This is a genomic window from Lysinibacillus sp. NPDC096382 (genome assembly GCF_044762845.1).
GTDB lineage: Bacteria > Bacillota > Bacilli > Bacillales_A > Planococcaceae > Lysinibacillus.
On record NZ_JBIWFC010000014.1, the window covers coordinates 39,608 to 57,618 of the forward strand.

At 37.9% G+C, this 18,011-nt stretch carries 15 protein-coding genes and 1 other RNA gene; all 16 read right to left on the minus strand.

Annotated features, from left to right (window positions below; translation table 11 throughout):
* Positions 1–10: 10 nt before the first annotated feature.
* The 16 genes from ACIQZA_RS17790 to ACIQZA_RS17865 all read right to left on the minus strand — a co-directional run bounded on the left by ACIQZA_RS17790 (position 11) and on the right by ACIQZA_RS17865 (position 17,776).
* The gene (locus ACIQZA_RS17790; RefSeq protein ID WP_400939292.1) at positions 11–1,501 is read right to left on the minus strand and encodes an aldehyde dehydrogenase family protein; all 1,491 of its coding nucleotides are present in this window, start codon (positions 1,499–1,501) and stop codon (positions 11–13) included.
* A gap of 15 nt (positions 1,502–1,516) precedes the next feature.
* Positions 1,517–2,167 (minus strand): ethanolamine utilization microcompartment protein EutL, encoded by a 651-nt coding sequence (gene eutL, locus ACIQZA_RS17795; protein ID WP_400939294.1) that lies wholly within the window; start codon positions 2,165–2,167, stop codon positions 1,517–1,519.
* Positions 2,168–2,177: 10 nt separating this feature from the next.
* On the minus strand, positions 2,178–3,209 hold the full coding sequence (gene eutC, locus ACIQZA_RS17800; RefSeq protein ID WP_400939297.1) for an ethanolamine ammonia-lyase subunit EutC: 1,032 nt from the start codon (positions 3,207–3,209) through the stop codon (positions 2,178–2,180).
* A 9-nt stretch (positions 3,210–3,218) separates the two neighbouring features.
* A complete protein-coding gene (locus tag ACIQZA_RS17805) occupies positions 3,219–4,589 on the minus strand; it encodes an ethanolamine ammonia-lyase subunit EutB (RefSeq protein WP_400939299.1) in 1,371 nt (456 codons plus the stop codon).
* Between the two features lie 5 nt (positions 4,590–4,594).
* Complete coding sequence (locus ACIQZA_RS17810; protein ID WP_400939302.1) at positions 4,595–6,019, minus strand: ethanolamine ammonia-lyase reactivating factor EutA; 1,425 nt, start codon at positions 6,017–6,019, stop codon at positions 4,595–4,597.
* 1 nt (position 6,020) lies between these two features.
* The gene (locus tag ACIQZA_RS17815; RefSeq protein WP_402883225.1) at positions 6,021–6,539 is read right to left on the minus strand and encodes a EutP/PduV family microcompartment system protein; all 519 of its coding nucleotides are present in this window, start codon (positions 6,537–6,539) and stop codon (positions 6,021–6,023) included.
* A gap of 10 nt (positions 6,540–6,549) precedes the next feature.
* Entirely contained in the window at positions 6,550–6,891 is a 342-nt protein-coding gene (gene eutS, locus ACIQZA_RS17820; RefSeq protein ID WP_053482454.1) for an ethanolamine utilization microcompartment protein EutS, read from the minus strand.
* A complete protein-coding gene (eutH, locus tag ACIQZA_RS17825) occupies positions 6,888–8,150 on the minus strand; it encodes an ethanolamine utilization protein EutH (protein ID WP_400939307.1) in 1,263 nt (420 codons plus the stop codon). Before eutH ends, eutS begins: the two co-directional genes overlap by 4 nt.
* Positions 8,151–8,243: 93 nt before the next feature.
* Positions 8,244–8,822 (minus strand): ANTAR domain-containing response regulator, encoded by a 579-nt coding sequence (locus ACIQZA_RS17830; protein WP_142508283.1) that lies wholly within the window; start codon positions 8,820–8,822, stop codon positions 8,244–8,246.
* Entirely contained in the window at positions 8,815–10,245 is a 1,431-nt protein-coding gene (locus ACIQZA_RS17835; protein WP_402883222.1) for a sensor histidine kinase, read from the minus strand. Before ACIQZA_RS17835 ends, ACIQZA_RS17830 begins: the two co-directional genes overlap by 8 nt.
* A 255-nt stretch (positions 10,246–10,500) precedes the next feature.
* Entirely contained in the window at positions 10,501–12,408 is a 1,908-nt protein-coding gene (locus ACIQZA_RS17840) for an ATP-dependent DNA helicase (protein WP_142508284.1), read from the minus strand.
* Positions 12,409–12,493: 85 nt separating this feature from the next.
* Entirely contained in the window at positions 12,494–13,630 is a 1,137-nt protein-coding gene (locus ACIQZA_RS17845) for a THUMP domain-containing class I SAM-dependent RNA methyltransferase (RefSeq protein WP_142508285.1), read from the minus strand.
* Between the two features lie 3 nt (positions 13,631–13,633).
* A complete protein-coding gene (locus tag ACIQZA_RS17850) occupies positions 13,634–15,373 on the minus strand; it encodes an EAL domain-containing protein (protein ID WP_400939314.1) in 1,740 nt (579 codons plus the stop codon).
* Between the two features lie 293 nt (positions 15,374–15,666).
* An RNA gene (gene rnpB / locus ACIQZA_RS17855) (RNase P RNA component class B) lies at positions 15,667–16,047 on the minus strand.
* A 60-nt stretch (positions 16,048–16,107) separates the two neighbouring features.
* Complete coding sequence (gene gpsB / locus ACIQZA_RS17860; protein WP_100544475.1) at positions 16,108–16,401, minus strand: cell division regulator GpsB; 294 nt, start codon at positions 16,399–16,401, stop codon at positions 16,108–16,110.
* 118 nt (positions 16,402–16,519) lie between these two features.
* Entirely contained in the window at positions 16,520–17,776 is a 1,257-nt protein-coding gene (locus tag ACIQZA_RS17865; RefSeq protein ID WP_402883218.1) for a ribonuclease H-like domain-containing protein, read from the minus strand.
* Between the last annotated feature and the right edge of the window lie 235 nt (positions 17,777–18,011).

Genomic DNA, 18,011 nt, shown 5'->3' on the forward strand with positions numbered 1-18,011 from the left:
TTCCTCCAAATTATTTATTTTGTAATGTTATTTGTTTTAATACTTGATCAACAATTTGTTGAACTACTGCTGTATCCAAAGATGGATCGTGTGCCTTGATATTGTCTACTACTGGTTTTGCTAAAAATTCTGGTTTTGGCACTTCTACATCTTTAATGCCATAAGCCATGCGTTTAATATTCAATAAATGTCTTGCTGTAATGTTATCGGACGTAATATTGCCACCAAAAGTACCACACCCTAATGTAAAGGATGGTGCCAATCCAGTAGTTCCACCAACTGCGCCGATGGATGATAATGTATTAACAACAATTCTAGACACCGGTAATTCCACTGAAAACTGCTCAGCTAAAGCTGTATTTTCTGTATGAATCGAGCATGTATGCCCGCGTCCACCTATGTTTAGTAAATCAATCATTACCTGTTTTGCCTCTGTACTGTCCTCGACAGTGTATAACGCAAATATCGGTGATAATTTTTCCAGTGAAAATGGAATGTTCTTGCCAATCATCGTTTCCATACCAACAAGTACTTTTGTATCTTCCGGCACAGTAATACCGATAGAATCTGCTAAGCAAGCTGCTGACTTACCTACAATTTGAGGATTTACCTTCCCAGGGACTGGAGAAATCAGCTTCTCCATCTTCACCTTCTCTTCATCACTCAAAATATAAGCATTGTTTTTCTTTAGCTCTGTTAAAACTTGCTCTGCGATGACTTTATCTACGATAATTGATTGTTCTGTAGCACAAATTGTGCCGTTATCAAAAGACTTACTTTGCACAAGCTGGCGAACGGATTTGGATATATTCGCCGATTTTTCAATGTAAGCTGGAACATTTCCTGGTCCTACACCGTAAGCAGGTTTGCCCGAACTATAGGCTGCTTTTACTAGAGCACCGCCACCAGTCGCTAAAATTAAGTGAATATCTGGGTGCTTCATTAATTGCTGCGTAGCTTCCATAGAAGACATTGTTAAACAATGTAGCAATCCTGCTGGTGCTCCAGCTTGTTCTGCAGCTACTCTACAAATCTCTAAAGCTTCCTTTGTACAATCAACCGCATATGGGTGTGGGCTTAGTACGAGACCATTTCTAGTTTTCAATGAGATAAGTGTTTTAAAGATTGCTGTTGATGTTGGATTTGTTGTTGGTACGATGCCAGCGATGACTCCAAACGGACTAGCAATCTCTGTCACTTTCTTCATTCGATCGAAACCAACAACACCAACAGTCTTCAAATCTTTAATATCTTCATAAACATCTCTAGAGGCTACCTCATTTTTCATTTTTTTATGATTAGGTATGCCCATCCCCGTTTCCTGAACGGCCATATTTGCCAAACGTTCTGCCTCTTTATATGCTGCATCTGCAACAGCCTTGACGATATGATCTACTTGCTGCTGTGAATACTGCATGTAAGCAGTCTGGGCAATATTGGCATTTCTCACCGCGTCTCTCATTTCTTGAATTGCTAATAAATCTTTATCTAGTGTGGCCACTAAAGCCCCTCCTTTCTAAACAACTGGGTTTCTCGCTAAATTTTCAATAGCTTCTCTAAAAGCATTTGCAGCAGCTTGGCAGGAAGATTGGCTACCACTTAATAAACCGCCACCGAAATTGGTTTCAGATGGTGGACCAAAGAAAACCTTTAGTTCTACATCTGCAGCCTTTAATGCCGCATCTAAACCGACTACAGCCTCAAGGGGCGGTGCTATTAAATAAGCAAGGGCTGTTCCAACCTTAACGTTTGCTAGCTCAGCCAGATACGTACCACAGCTCGCTACAGTATGTGCAAAAAGAGCGTGGCTTTCATTTTGAAGAATGGCTTCAAAATACGTATCAAACTGAATTTTCTGCTGAATCGCATCAAAACCACTGCGTATTTCATCCGGCGAGCTACCAGCAATGATGCCAATGACCTCACCAGATAATGGCCCAGATGCATGTGCCGCTCCAGCATAAAAGCTTTTTGCATAAACAACGTCAACATCTGCTTTTTTCGTAGCCTCGTCCAACGCTACATATCCAATATCATCTATTGTTAGAGTTACGAGTCCAATGCTATTGTGATATGGCTTTAAATCTAATTGCTCTGCTAATTCATTATTCACTCTTGGAATGATTTGCATTGCCAAAATTTCTGCCATAAGTTTTTGAGGATTCATTGTTTGCCCCCTAACCTTCTTTTGCCACAAGACCTACTCCACTTGCCTTGTAATGCAATATTTTTTGAACGACTGTTCCTAAATAAGCACCTGCCTCTAATGGCGGGATACCACCTTTATGAATGTTCGAAACGACCATTCGATCAGCTTCTACTGTGCCAATTCTAGGTTGATAGCATATATAGGCACTCATGGACTCAGCCGATACAAGTCCAGGGCGCTCACCGATTAAATAAACGATCACTTCTGCTTGTAAAAGCTCCCCAATTTCATCCATAAGGGCAACACGCCCTTTATCAATATAGAAAGTAGTTCCTATTTCAATATTTAAATTGCGAAGACTTTGCTGTAAGGCTAAGTAAACGTCTTGCACATTTTCTTCAATCGCACTTGCACTTAATCCGTTAGAAATAATGATTTGTACTTTTGGATTTTTTGTACATTTAGATTGAATAAGTATCTTTGATTCTTCTGATAAACGACGACCTAAATCTGGTCTAGTAATGTATTCTTCCTTATCTGTAACTCTTGTTGTTACTTGAAAGACATCAAGCTTTTGTAGTAGCTCTTCTGTCACTTCTCCATATACCGCATCTACTGCCGCTGCATGATCGAGTCGGAACTTTAGCCAAGTTTTTGTTTTAGGCCTTGTCCCAGCTCTTCCAACACCAATTCTTGCTGGTGTATGCTTTTTAGCAGCTTGAACACTTTCAGACACTTCATCCTCTTCAAATTTAAATTCTGTGATAGGTACTGAAGTATAAGTCGATTCATCATTACTTGCGCTGTAAGATGATTGTTCATGATTACTTGATTCAGTATGATAAAGCTTAATTAATGGTTCATTTGATTGTTCTATTGTGCTCGGGCTTGCTACTTCATCAGTACCATTAGCATTAGCTACCGTATTGTGAAACTTAATAAGTGTTTCCTTGTGGTTTTCTGTTGGCACAGCTGTGTCATGAGAAGACTTTTCTGACGCATTATTGCCCACCTTTTCCATAACTAACTGTGTAATCATCGATACTAATTGTTCATTCAATGGATTCACCTACCTTTCAAATATAGATAAATCGCCAGCTCTTGCAGATAGACGACCATTTTCATAGATGCCCATTTTTTCTAACCACGCTAGATATTCAGGAGCTGGTTTTTTACCAAACGTTTGAAGTAATGTTGCGACATCATGGAAGCTCATTGACTGATAGTTCAGCATGACATCGTCGCCCATAGCGGCAGCGATAATAAAGTTGACACCAGCTGCTGTTAGCAAAACACTTAAATCTTCAATATCATTTTGGTCTGCCTTAATATGGTTTGTGTAACAAATATCCACGCCCATTGGGAGACCGTGCATTTTACCCATGAAATGATCTTCAAGGCCAGCACGTATTACCTGTTTGTTATTGTATAAATACTCAGGTCCAATAAAGCCAACAACCGTGTTCACAATATACGGATTAAAATGTCTAGCAAAGCCGTAATTGCGCGATTCAAGTGTTACTTGGTCAATACCCATATGTGCCTCAGCAGATAGCTCCGAACCTTGTCCAGTTTCAAAATAGAATAAGTTCGGGCCAGTTCCTGTTCCGTGCTTTTTCACAAGCTCTTCTGCTTCTCTTATTAAGTCAGCAGAAATGCCGAACGAGCGATTGGCAATTTCCGTTCCAGCAATACTTTGGAAAATCATATCGGCTGGCGCCCCTTGTTTAATGGCTTTCATCTGTGTTGTAATATGTGCTAACACACAGTTTTGTGTAGGAATCGACCAATCATTGATAAACTCCTTTGTGGCTTGCAATACTTTTTTTACACTTTCAACTGAGTCATCTACAGGGTTAATTCCAATGACTGCATCGCCAATACCATAGGACAATCCTTCTTTTAATGAGGCAATAATACCGTCAATATTGTCTGTTGGATGATTGGGCTGCAATCTTGAGGAAAGCGTGCCCTTTTGTCCGATCGTAATATTGCAAGTTGACAGTATTTCTACTTTATTGGCAGCATGGACAAGATCTAAGTTGGACATTAGCTTTGTTACGGCCGCAATAATTTCTGAATTCATGCCCTTGCTTAAGCGTTTTAATTCCCGATCGCCTGTTTCATTGGATAAAATGTATTCTCTTAGTCCCTCGATACTCCAGTTTTTAATTTCTTCATAAATTTGCTCATTAATATCACCTTCAATAATGCGTGATACTTCATCATTTTCAGAAGGAACTAATGGATTTTCTCTTATATCCTTCACTAACAGCTCACTTAAAACGGCCTTTGCCGCAATTCGTTGCTGTACAGATTCAGCCGCAATCCCCGCTAGCTGATCTCCTGATTTTTCTTCATTGGCCTTAGCCATTACATCCTTTAATGACTTAAAATTATATTTTTCTCCACCAAATATCACCGATAGATTCACATTCATCCTCCTTACTTTGAATGGAAAGCAAGTGTTTTTATAACGACTGGGACAACACCAGATGGTAGTACATGCCCAATGTCAATATAATCACCTGTTTCTACTTTGATTTGATCGATGCAAATGATGGGAACTGTTCGATTGATCGCTTGTATCGTTTGCCCAATAACCTTTGCATAATCTGATTGAATGACTATGATAATTGGTATTTCCTTGGAGTTTCTCATAGCTAAGTGCTTCAAAATGGCCTCACATAATGTATGGACATCCGTGAAGCTTAAATATGGTAAATGACTAAAATAGAGTGCAAACGGAGAACGATTCTCCTGTATAGAAAATAGTGCATCTGCTCGTGCAACGGCTGTTTTCACCGCATCGTCGAATTCTTTGCTGTGCGTATCCATATAGCAATCGAAAACAGGCACATTTTTTAAAGGTAATACTTCCGCATCTACCTGAATCGTTGCACCACTAATCTCAGTTGTTTGCGTACCCGCTCCAGTCACTGTTGCCCGAGCTGTTTCCTCTGGTTTTAGCCATAAAAAGGATTGTAGCTGTTCATGCTGTAAAAGACTTTTTGCCAATTTTTCGCCGATATCATCATACTGACGATTTGTACATTCATTTTCATAAATACAGGCGGCTACCCCACCGGAAAAAACGAGTGCATCAATCGGATTATCCCAAGTTGGCAAATGTCCTAGCAATAAAGGATGCTGTTCGTCTGTTAATTGTCCGCTTAGCGTCATCGCTACTATATCCGCCATTTCTTGGATTAATTTTGTAACACGTACATCCTCTGCTGAATCACCAACCTTTAATGGCTTTGACCATCTCTCCATTAGTTTCATAATGGGTGGCGAAATCGATTGGACAACGCTATTCTGAAATTCTATAAGTCTTCCACCGACATGCAATGTACACGTACCAATTACTTCGCCAAACTGCATTACCGCAATATTTGCAGTACCACCGCCGATATCGATGTTAGCGATAACTTTGGCAGTGTTTTTTGATTGCTGTAATGTACCTGCTCCTTTTGCTGCAATGATGCCTTCCAAATCGGGTCCAGCAGTAGCAACTAAAAAGTGCCCGGCTGTATCTGCAATCGCATGAACAACCTCGCTGGCATTTTCCTTTGTGGCAGATTCGCCTGTAATGATAATGGCACCTGTTGAAATATCTGCTGGTGCAATTTGGGCCAATTGATATTGCTGAAAAATAAATTGCTCGATTTTTTCCATATCGATAATTTCTTTATTGATAAACGGTGTTTTAATAATAGGACTTTGATGCAAAACCTTTTTTTCAATAATTTCTATTCGTGGCACATGCGTTACACCTGCAACGTTTTTCAATAGAAAACTACTGACCACCATCTTTGTTGTACTTGTACCAATATCAATGCCTGCACTATAAATTTTTTCTGTCTTCAACTTACTCTCCCCTCTCGCCACTTAAGGGACAATACATGAGATAAGGACTATCACGATCCTTTACAAACTGACGAATTTCTTCGTCAGAATTGAGCTGAATAAGTGGCGCAATAAACTCAACACCAAGCTTTTGCCACGAAGAGGTTTTCACTACAGGACCATGCATCATGACATTTTGTAATAAAGCTGTTGCTCTTTCCACATCTGCAAGGGGTGCATCAATTTTTGTAATGACACCAATTTGTATTTTGGGAATTCCTAAGCTAAATTGCGGAGGAAAAACACTCTTTGATGACGTGGCATCCTGTAAATAAATCACATGTGTCACTTCAAGCGATGTTGCCATAATGTTTCTGTAATACATCGGATTTTCTATATATTCTCCAGGTGTATCAACAATCCAGTCATCATAAACGAGCGCCTGTGTTTTATTGGCTTGTCCATCTTTCCCCAATAACGCATTCATCAGTGTCGACTTACCTGCTTGCACACCACCTATTATCATTACTCGATTTTTCATACGGCACATCCTATGACTTCGTTATTTTTGATGGCGTATAGCCTAGCATCTCTGATAGAAAACGATTAATTTCTAACATCGCCATTTCAACCTCGGAGACACTACCAACAATAACGAGACTGCCAGTAAAGCGATCTAAAAATCCTAGTCTTACGTTGGCTGCCTTTGTTGCTAAATCCCCTGCGATAATAACTGTCTCACTCGGTGTACATGTCATGATGCCCAGTGCACCTGCTTCTTGAATGCCCAGCTTTTGAAACATCTCAGGATCAGGATTTGCTATAAGATGACTCAATGTTAGTTGCTTACCTGGCACAAACTCCTGAATAAACCGTTTCTTTTCTTCACTCACACGTCATCACCTCTTTCAAGATTTTTATCTGTTAGATATTCACCTTCTTTAATAATTCCTGCCTTGCGATCCTCTTGTTCTAGCCTTAAAGCTGTCGGAACAGATAACTTATAGGCTAAAATAATAGCGATAACACCCGCTAAAAACTTACCTGCAATAACCGGTAAAATAATGGTCGGTTGGAAGTTAGCCGTAAACGATAAATGATCTCCTAGAAGGAATGCTGAACAAACTCCAAAGGCAATGTTAATGACCTTATCTTTCGGTGGCATATGTCGAACAAGTGTAAACATGGCTAAGATATTAGCAATTGTCGCTAAAATACCTGCGCTTCCTACTGACGATAAGCCTAATTTTTCACCTACTGCTTCTAGAGGTTTCGATGCATATTTTCTAATTAAGTACACCATAGGGAATGCACCCGCTAGCATAATACCGATATACCCAGCCGTTTCTAATGCCCGGAATTGATCGACTTTATCTGCCATGATCGGATCAAAGCCCCATGCACCAAAGATCTTTGTAAAAATACCTGTAAAAATTTCTACAATCGAGAACACTAGCACAAGCTTGATAGCAGCATCCATCACGCGTCCAAAAATCATGAAGCCTTTGATCATGCCATTTGGAATTAGCTTAAGACCTAACGCAATTAACACTACGAAAATAAATAAAGGTAATAAATTAATTAATATTTGTAAAACTGAAATGGCAAAAACATATGTTGGTTCTGCTGTTGTACTAATCACTTCCCGAACATTTGTATTAAACGTTACAATCATGATGGAAGAAATAAATGCTCCAATCGGAATTGTTAAAACACCCGCCATAATACCTAAAGCCATATATTTATGATCACGCTTATCTAACATGGCAAGACCCATAGGAATAGAGAACACAATTGTTGCGCCAGACATAAATCCGACCACTAGAGCCATGACCCATCCTTCATAAGACTCTTTTAACGCATTTGCTAACTGGTATCCTCCCATATCTGAAGCTAAAATTGTCGTTGCTGCAATAGCTGGATCAGCACCAATTAATTCAAAAATTGGACTAATAAAATGACTTATAAACCACGTTAAGTAAGGTATAGCAGCCATGATCCCTGCAGCAGGTACAAAAATATGTCCAACCGTATGAATACCATTCATAAACTCTTTCCCGATTCCATATTCAGCATCTCGAATTGCTCCGAATGCTCCTAAAACTGCACAAATCATAATAAGATAAACGATAACCGTTCCTATCATTGCCATCCTTATCATCACCCCTTTAGTTTTGCTAAAAAATTATGTTATTTATAAAAAAAAGACGCATTAAAGAGGAAATCTCTTTAATGCGTCTTTGCTTTAACTATTTACTTGTAATGAATTGATAATGCGCCTTGCAATAAGCACCATTTCCTGTTGAGTCTGCATACTCTCACTGCGAATTTTTTTATAAGCCTCGTCCTCACTAAGGTTTTCTGACTGCATTAGCAAACCTTTTGCTCGTTCGATTATCTTTCGCTTTTCTATTTCTGTTTGTGTATGCAGCAATTCCCCATTTAGACGATTAAACTTATCAATCTGATGAAACGCCACTTCTAATGATGGAAGAACATTTCTTTCGGAAAAAGGTTTCATAACATAGCCTAAAATATTGTCCTGCTTCATGTACAGTAACAATTCTTTTTCACTATAAGCTGATATAAATAGCACCGGTATACCGAGTTGCTGTTCAATAATTTTGCTTGCCTTTAAACCATCTAGCTTTGGCATTTTAATGTCCATTAAGATTAACTGTGGCTTATGTGTAAAAGCCAACTCAATTGCTGATTCTCCATTATTCGCTTGTGCTACCACTTCGTAGCCGTTATCCTCTAGCATAAACTTCAAATCAATTGCAATAAGCGACTCATCTTCGACAATCATAACTTTCCTAGTCATTTAGGATAAATACCTCCTCACTTACAGGGAACTGAATATGAGTATGTGTACCTTGTTCGCTAGGGATAATTGAAAATGTGCCAGCTAAATCATATTCAACAAGCCTTGTAATAATCTCCATTCCAAATGATGCTTTCACCTCTTGCATTCCAACGCCGTTGTCAGAAATATAAAGTGAAATAGAGAAAGCATCCTGTTGAAATTGAATATCGATTGTACCCTCCTCACGACCAATAAAAGCATATTTCAGTGCATTTTGCAGTAGCTCACAAATGATTAACGCGAGCGAAACAGCTTTTTTAGAATGACAAAATAACTGTACATTGTCGTCATGAAAGGTTAACTGAATAGATGGTGTGTTGGATGTCCCAACCATTTTATGTCCAATTTTTTTAGACAACGCGATAACGTCTACTTTCTCTTCAGCGTTATCCTCATTTTCTAAAATAAGTTCATAAACAGATGAAATACTATATATTCGGTTTAATGCCTCTTGAAATGCACTTGCACTAGAAGCTGACAAGTCATTTCTCATTTGCAAACGCAATAGACTTGTAACGGTCTGTAAATTATTTTTCACGCGGTGGTGAATTTCTCGTATAGCAAATGTTTTCATCATTAGTTCATTTTCTTTCAGCTTTAGCTCTGTAAGATCGTGAATAATGAGGAGTGTCACTTTATCGTTTTGATCACGAATAGGAATTTTCTTTACAATAAAGGATTTACGTTCAATCGTAATTTCTAAGAAAAAGACATCATCGCCTTTATCATAGACCTCCTGTAAAAAAGGTAAAATCTTATTCAATGCAACGTTGTCAAAACGTTCTAGCCCTGATAGTTCCGATATAAATCGGTGACCCGCAGGATTGCTATAGATCACTTTGTTTTCATGATTTGTGAGAATAATGGATTCTACGAGCAAATCAGAAACCACTGGAATCGGTTGAGAATTTGGCTCTACAATATGCTCAATTAATGCAAAAGGCATATGTCGAAAATCATCTATAGGTGTTGTTTGCACTTCCACCTTTTTTTCCTGGATTAACACTGCAATAACCTGTTGTTGGTCATTAAAGAGAGGGACAACGTTTTGTTCAACCGTTATACCTTCCTGTGTGATTGCTCGAGTAATTGATGATTTTTCTTTATTTTTAAACGCAGCAAATACTGCAGGTTCGAAGCTTTCAAATACAAATTTGCCAATTACAGATTTTTCGTATAAGCCATTTTTTGTTTTTGGGAAAGCCTCTGCCACAACAATTGCATGTGGTAAGTTTTCCAGCATACAATCTATGAACATATAACAATCTGTCAACTCAGCATAATACGATAATGAAGCTTCTATTTCTATTAACTTTTCTACATCTGTTGCAGATAAGCTCGTATATTTTTGGCACACCGATTGAATGTTCGACGGGCTCAAACCCCCTATCACGGAATAACCAAATGTTGATTTTGATTATTCTTAAAATTCTTGTCATCATTATAAACCTTTTGCAAAATTATTTTCAATATAAAAAATAATTTATTTTAATAATTTTCGTTGCATTACAAAGAACTATATAGCGTAAAAGAGAAATATTCAACACTTTTTTCAACCTCAACATTATCTCGCGATAGAAATATTATTTTAATATACAAAAAAGCGAGTTTGCATCAGATGCAAACTCGCTTTTTTCTACTTAATTTCTGGTGTAACGGCTAATATATTTTCAAATGTTTCACGTTGCTTTGCTTCTTCTTCATTTAACAAAATATGAATATCTCCATGGTCGTTTGAAGTACGAATTAAACGCCCCATTCCTTGCTGTAAACGAAGTTGCATAAACGGTAATTCCACTTCTTCATATGGATTTTCAGCAAATGTACGTTTCGCATCAAATAATGGATCATGTGGAGGGAAAGGCAAATCATAAATAATAACGCGTGTTAATGCCTCCTCTGGCAAATCTAGACCTTCCCATAAATGATAGGAGCATAATGTTTTGATGGTACCTTCTTGGAAATCACGCACAATTCCTGATAGTTCGCGGTCCCCCTCAAACGCTACATACATCCGTTCCATAAGAGGTAACTCTGCTTTGAAATCTAACATTGCTTGTTTTGATTTAAATAAAACTAATGTTTTTTCACCGTCACGTAATAGCTGTTGAACACGCGCCGTTTTCCCTTTTTGTGATAGCTCATGTAAATAAATTCGCATAACTTTTTCATAATCGAATGGTGATGGAACAGAAAATGATTGATAATCACGGATTCCTAAGCTATAAGCAATATAGGAAAAATCTTTGTTGACTGATAAAGTTGCTGAAGAGAATATTATTGGAAGTTTTTTAGAGAATAATTTTTCTGCTAAAACTTCTGTGATGAGGCGGGGCATAATTACGAGCGTTTCCTCTCCATCAGTTTCCTCTAACCAATCGACTGCATCTCCCTGCGCTATGAAAATACGTAAGGATGCCTCGTATTGTTCTAAATACTCCTCTGCCATATTTAATTCATATTCTGGAATCATATACATTTCAGATTCAAAGACAAGTTCCTCGAGTAATGTTTCAACATCAGCAATAAGTTGTTTACCGTATTTCAATAAATTTGGCGATTTATTAATACGTTTACGCTCTTCTTCAGAAGCTACTAGATCATCTCGTAGCTGGTCAAAAAATAACTCATGGTCATCTTGTAATTTTTCCATAGCATATAATGTACGTTCTCGCACACCATCTACCATTAAACGCTCTAACAATGTAACAATTGTTGTCGCCTGTACTTTATACGTCATTGCTTTTTGTGCGGCATATTCTAATAAATGGCCTTCATCTAGCACAATCATTGACACTTCAGGCAATAAAGCTAATTGCCCTTCACGTTCACGAGAATCCTTTGTAGCTAAATGTTCCATTAAAAAATCTTGTGAACAAATAATGAGATCCGCCGATTTACGATAATGTGCACGATGTAATGTTTGACCACATCGATTACGCAGGTCACATACTGAACACTGCATAATCGAGTTGTAGTTTACTTTTTGCCAATCTTCATCACTGACAGTTGGATAATCACTACGCTCACCATAAGGTTGTATAGCAATCATCGAGCCCTGTGCATATACTCCATCAGGTATAGAAAACGCAATATCGTCGATCCATTCATCGGACACCACTTTTTCAGCTTCCTCAAAACGCTTTAAACATAAATATTGATCTCGTGACTTTGCTAAGCGAACATCAATTTCAAGACCTAACGTTTTTTGTAGCTTATAAATATCGCCGCCCTCTTTTACTAGCTGATCGATTAAAGTTTCATCAGCACATGCGATCAGAGCTGGTTTTCCAGTATAACGTGCATAGGATACAGCTGGTAGTAAATAGGCAATTGTTTTTCCAGTCCCTACACCTGCCTCAGCAAAAAGCACGTTTTTCTCTTTTAGAGCCTGCTCAATTTGATATGCCATAAAAATTTGTTCATCACGACATTCAAAGCCCTTTTCTGGTAATTCATCGTAAAGGACGTCCCCCATCCAGTCACCTAATGACTCAAAAAATGAGCGGTCCTTCGTTAATACAAATGGTAAAGATTTACGCAATTGACGTTCCCCCTCTAACTATCTGTTCCTATTATACGCGACGAAACGGAAGATAAGAAAAAATCTTATCTTCCGTTACCGTTTGTTAATCTCTTTTAGACTTTTGTCCCCAGAACTGGTAATAATTTGTTTCAATAAAGCCATTGAATAATTTACGCTTCTTCGTCGATTGACGACCGTACAATTCCTCAAAGTTTTTCATTGAAGATAACATGTATACAGACCAAGTCGGATAGTTTTTCATGACTTTTCCTAAATCACGAATTACCTGTTCCACGACTTCGATGTCACCAATACGCTCTCCGTATGGTGGATTACCAATCAAAACACCGTCTGTTAGCTGTGTTGTAAAATCACGTGCTTGCATTTGCTTGAACGTAATCATATCACCAAAGCCCGCTTCTAGTGCATTTTCTTGTGCAATACTCACCATACGATGATCTATATCAGACCCGATAATTTCTAATGGTTGATCGTAGTTCGCTAAGCTATCCGCTTCATCTCGCGCTGCATCCCAAATTTTTGCCTTCATCCATGGCCAATTCTCTGAAATAAACTCACGATTATAGCCCGGTGCAATATTTTGGCCAAACATTGCTGCTTCTAATGCAATTGTACCTGAACCGCAGAATGGATCAACGAATGGTCGATTCGGATTCCACTTTGAAATTTGTACGAGTGCTGCTGCTAATGTTTCTTTTAATGGTGCTTCACCCTGTGCTTGACGATAACCACGCTTATGCAAGCCAGCACCCGAAGTATCAATAGTAAGTGTAGCCACATCTTTTAAAATTGAAACTTCTATTTTATACGTTGCACCTGATTCATCTAAAAATCCTAAACGCTTATAATGTTGTTTCATGCGCTCTACAATTGCTTTTTTAGTAATTGCCTGACAATCGGGTACACTAAATAATTTGGATTTAACAGATTTCCCCGATACTGGGAAAGCTGCATCAACTGGTAAGTATTTTTCCCAAGGTAGCGCTTTTACACTTTCAAATAACTGTTCAAAAGATTTAGCAGGGAACTGTCCCACAACGATTTTTACTCGGTCAGCTACACGTAGCCATAAGTTTGTCCGTGCAATGGCCGTTTCGTCACCTTCAAAATACACTTTGCCGTTATCGACTGTTGTTTCATAGCCTAATGCCTGTACCTCTTGTGCTACAATCGACTCTAGTCCCATTGCTGCAGTTGCTACTAATTTATAGTTTGCCATACACTAATTCCTTCCTTGATGTTCAATTTCCCAATACTCCATAAACTCCATAAGTTCGTGAAGTGGCAACGGTTTGCTGTAATAATAACCTTGAATTATATCACAGTTCATTTTACGTAGTATATCCACTTGTTGTGCTTGTTCTACACCTTCAGCAACAACTTTCATTTTTAGACGATGCGACATTTGAATAATTGCATCCACTACTGCCTGTTTTTCATCGAGTGAGCCAATATGCTGAATGAAGCTTCGGTCGATTTTTAAATAATCAAGGGGGAAGCGAACCAAATAACTAAGAGATGAATAACCTGTCCCAAAATCATCAATAGAAATTTTAAAGCCCATTTTCTTCAGCTGCACAAGCTTGCTAACCGTTTCATTGGCACTGTTCATCACAGTACGTTCTGTAACTTCGATTTCAAAATTGTTAGCAGGCGTGTTATAACGCTCTAATATTGACTGAACAGAGTCTAAAAAGTTTTGTTGCTTAAAGTGAATACTTGAAATATTAATAGCAACTGGCGTTTTGTAGCCACATTGACGCATCTCTATAACTGCCTCACAAGCTTTTTCTATGATCACTTCACTTAAAGGAATGATTAATCCTGTTTCCTCAGCATACGGAATAAACTCTGCTGGAGAGACGAATCCTAGTCTTTCACTATTCCAACGAACAAGTGCCTCTAGCCCTTGAATTTCTTCATTTTCCATAGATACTTTAGGTTGGAAATGCAGATGAAATTCCCGGTTTTCGATTGCTCTTCGTAGTTCTGAATCTAATAATAAAACACGCTGTGAGTCAGTCTTCAATTCATCAAAATAAAAAGCATAGTCGTTAAGGCCATTCTTTTTTGAATAAGTCATTGCCTTGTCAGCGCAATGAATCAATTGCTCCGTTGCTTCACCATCTAATGGATACATACTGATACCAATACTCGTAGAAATAAAAATATCTTGACCATTAATATCCAAAGGCTGTTCAATAATTCCAATAATTTGTTCAGCAAAATTTGCGGCTTCTTTGGCATTCTTCACGTTTGTTAACGTAATAATAAATTCGTCACCGCCATATCTAGCAATGATATCTTTATTTTTCAACAATGTTTTTAAGCGCTTTGCCACTTCTACTAGAATGGTATCTCCGACCGCATGACCTAACGTATCATTAATTTGCTTAAATCGATCTAAATCTAAAAAATAGACTGCATGCTGTACTGAATGAGAAATAGTAGAAGTTGATTCTAGTAGATTATCCATTCTTTCAATATATGCAAATCGATTTGATACATCCGTTAATGAGTCAGTTAATAAACGCTTTTCTAGTTCATTTTCTACTATTTTTCTCTCAGACAAATCTGTGAAAATACCACAGTAATTTGTAATTTCTCCCTCATCGTTGGTTATACCAACAATTGTTAACCATTCTGGATATACGTCTCCGGTTTTACGACGATTCCATATTTCCCCCTGCCAATTGCCTTCTTGTCGTATCTTTTGCCACATATCTAAATAAAATTGCAATTCATGAACACCTGACTGTAGAACGGCTGGCGTTTTTCCAATCACTTCATTACGCTTATAGCCGGTAACAAATTCAAATGCAGGATTGACCATTTCTATTCTTTTCTCTTTATCCGTAATCATGATGCCTTCAGATACATTTTCGAAGATTTTTGTTATTAATGCAGTAGGATATTTGGAAATCGAATTTAGCTTCTCCAGACTATCGTTCACTCCGTTCATGTTTCCGCTCCATCCTATCTCTCTTTACTACCCTCATTTTTCAGAAAAGCGCTTTTGCGTCAGTCTACTCGTATGTAGACAATATGTACATCGATGCGATAATAGTTTATTAGATGTTTATGTTTCGAATCGTAGTGACAGGGGCATGACCAACAGTGTACAGCCTTATTCTCAAACGTATATCGCTCATGTCTAGACATGATTAACAAGTAACTTTTTCTTACTGTATTCAAAAGAAAAGCTCTCCACCAAATTGGAGAGCGCTTGTCATTTCATAATAAGCATCAAAAAAATTCCATAAGCCATGTTTTGTTCCCGAGTACTCAAACAGCTATCGCCTCGTACGACCGGGTAGTAATCATCTATCTACAGAGCCAGCTCTGTCCCTCTATCCGTTCAATTCCTTCAAGAGAGTGCCCCTACCATAATTTGGGTTTCTCACTCGTGGGGTTTACCTCGTTCCACCTTGCATGTTTCCAAGCAAGCTACGTCACTGTGGCACTTTCAGGAAGTTTCAACCATATCATTAAGACTTAGGTTTTCCTTCCGCCGTCAGCCTTTACAGCTGCCTTACCTTATTTTTTCAGTAAGCACGAACACTACGGTCATCTCAGAACCGTGCGAGCATGGACTTTCCTCTACGACGTCTAGCGCCGCAGCGATTACCAGAATTTCATGATGATAAAAAGATTATACTAGAGTTTTATGATAAATACAATATATTTGACAAAAAATTATTCGTACAACTTACTACCAAATACGTGTTTCTCTAAATTCGAAAGACGTTTTAAAATATCAAAGTTTGTCGTACCAGTAGCAGATGCAACAGGTTGTCTCTTAGGAGTATTATCAATTTCTTCTTTTAGCTGTTTATTTTCTTCACGAAGTTGGGCCACCACTTTTTCAAACGTTTCATAGTCTTGTATTATCTCATCAAGAAATGAATCGACTTCTTCTACATTGTAGCCTTTAAAATTCTTCTTAAATTCCTTTTCAAGGATCTTTTTTGACGTTAATTTAATATCCATTCACATCGCCCTTCCTCACACTACATGCGTTACATTATAGCATACTTCATCACATTATATCGTCTGAAAACATTAAATGTAAGGCTAAACTTGTCGTTTCTTGCGCTTACCCGGGAAATTATTTCTTATTTCCTAACCTGAGTAACCTCTTTTCCCAAGAAATTTCCCATTTCTCCTTTTGTTCTACTCTCCATTGCTCATTCTTTTTAATTAATTTTATGCCCTCTTGCGTATAATAAATGGCCTGGTTATAATCTTTCATTTGATGTTCATATATCATAGCGAGCTGTTCTAATACATGCAACTTTTTTCGTGAATCAACGAAATGAAGAGCAGCCACAAATGCATCGATTGCTTCACTAAACTTTTTATTTCTTTTCTGCTGGATTGCTAAATAATATTGTGCATTTCCTGCTTCTAGTGCATCAAATTGGGTCGTTACCTTTTCCAAAACTTTTACGCTCTGTGAACCCTCTTTTAAATCAGCATACCATTTCCCGATATTTGTAAACGTTTTTGCCGATTCTTCGCTTGCCTCCTCAAATAGCAAATTTGTAGAATGGACATAAAGCGTAATCAGTGAAAGTAAATCCCATTCATTGTGAAGAAGGACTTTCATAAGTGCATCTGGAACACCGCTTTTAATTGCATCTAAATAAATGATTGGTGCTAGATATCCTGGTATATCTCCAATGCGGGAAAAGCCAAGCTTCTCTTCTTCCACAGATGTTAATTTCATTCGTTCCATATCATTTTTCCATAAACGCTTTGAACTATGCAACAAATCAATTTGCCGCTGTGTACGCAATTTAGGTAATTCTTTTTGATGGAGTGTCCAACGTGTTTCAAGTTGCGGCCAGTCAAAGCTTTTTCCATTGTAGGTAATCACCGTTGCTGTTTTTTGCCAAAGCTTCGATTCAAAAAGTAACGCGGCCTCATGAGCAGGATCGGCTAGAATAAATTGAGTTAAAATAAAGCTTTTATCTTCTTTTGACACTTCTAAAAAGCCCAGAAGAAAAATTTGTGTACCTACACCCTTTAACCCAGTAGTTTCCGTATCAAAAAATAATACCTTTTCATCCATTTTTAACGCATATGGATGTTCAAACTTTGCCTCTTGCCATTTTACTAATGCATCAAAATATGACTGCAACTTATAATGACCATGCTGAAAACCAAAAGGATATCGCACTTGTCGTTTAAAAACAATACCGAAATCATTTTCTAAAACTGTCAGGCCCGCTTTTGCCCACTGCTCTGTATAGCTTGGAACAATAGGCTTTTGATAAGCAGGTTTATCCTCTTTTTTTATAGTTGTTGTCGTTTTTTTACCGAGCATTTTTTTCATTTGTAAAATTTTATTTTCGTAAGACATTTACTTCACTCATTTTCTGCATGTAAAATTGCTAAAATTTGTGTACGTTTTTCTTCGCTTGCTATAAACTATTTTGAGTTTTTACCACAAGTATAACTTATAGTAATCATAGTGCAACTTTTAGCTATTGCACAAAAAGGACGTGATTTTTAGAAGGGCTAGACGAATGCTCTTGTCGTTTTGATTTCGTCGCAGAGTACAGGTGAATTTAGTGGATAAAGTTAATCCTATAATA

Excerpts from the sequence above, each read along its gene's own strand:
- eutL (WP_400939294.1), bottom strand. The coding sequence starts at position 2,167 with ATGAATCCTCAAAAACTTATGGCAGAAATTTTGGCAATGCAAATCATT.
- ACIQZA_RS17805 (WP_400939299.1), bottom strand. The coding sequence starts at position 4,589 with ATGAATGTGAATCTATCGGTGATATTTGGTGGAGAAAAATATAATTTT.
- ACIQZA_RS17815 (WP_402883225.1), bottom strand. The coding sequence starts at position 6,539 with ATGAAAAATCGAGTAATGATAATAGGTGGTGTGCAAGCAGGTAAGTCG.
- eutH (WP_400939307.1), bottom strand. The coding sequence starts at position 8,150 with ATGGCAATGATAGGAACGGTTATCGTTTATCTTATTATGATTTGTGCA.
- ACIQZA_RS17830 (WP_142508283.1), bottom strand. The coding sequence starts at position 8,822 with ATGACTAGGAAAGTTATGATTGTCGAAGATGAGTCGCTTATTGCAATT.
- ACIQZA_RS17845 (WP_142508285.1), bottom strand. The coding sequence starts at position 13,630 with ATGGCAAACTATAAATTAGTAGCAACTGCAGCAATGGGACTAGAGTCG.
- ACIQZA_RS17850 (WP_400939314.1), bottom strand. The coding sequence starts at position 15,373 with ATGAACGGAGTGAACGATAGTCTGGAGAAGCTAAATTCGATTTCCAAA.
- gpsB (WP_100544475.1), bottom strand. The coding sequence starts at position 16,401 with ATGGATATTAAATTAACGTCAAAAAAGATCCTTGAAAAGGAATTTAAG.
- ACIQZA_RS17865 (WP_402883218.1), bottom strand. The coding sequence starts at position 17,776 with ATGTCTTACGAAAATAAAATTTTACAAATGAAAAAAATGCTCGGTAAA.